The following is a 446-nucleotide window of genomic DNA, read 5'->3' as shown; positions in this document are numbered from 1 at the left end:
CCGTTATCCAGCAACGTGTAGTAGAACGGCTTGATCCCCAGCCGGTCACGTGCCATAAACAATGTTTGCCGGTTGCGATCCCACACACCAAAGGCAAACATGCCGCTGAAGTGCTCGACACAACGCTCACCCCATTCTTCCCAAGCGTGCACGATCACTTCTGTATCGCAGTGGGTGCGAAATTGGTGACCCAGCGCTGTCAGCTCTTTGACCAGTTTCCGGAAATTATAGATTTCACCATTGAATACAACGACTACGCTGCCATCTTCATTAAACAAAGGTTGCTGACCACTGGATACATCCATGATCGACAGGCGGCGATGGCCCAGGCCTATACCAGGCTCAATATATATTTCCCCTTCATCCGGGCCACGATGTGTCAGAGTCTCATTCATACAATGAAGCAGATTACGATTAATCTCACTTCCGCCGCGCGTATCAAATAC

The 446-nt window shown here is 50.0% G+C and carries 1 pseudogene; it reads right to left on the bottom strand.

Features of this window, described 5'->3' with window-relative positions:
- Nucleotides 1–446: pseudogene (locus SQ11_RS15515) on the bottom strand (asparagine synthetase B); the annotation flags it as partial.

It is taken from the genome of Nitrosospira sp. NpAV (genome assembly GCF_000832065.1).
GTDB lineage: Bacteria > Pseudomonadota > Gammaproteobacteria > Burkholderiales > Nitrosomonadaceae > Nitrosospira.
Note: the sequence above shows the minus strand (reverse complement) of the source record. Positions and strands in the feature narration are given on the sequence as shown.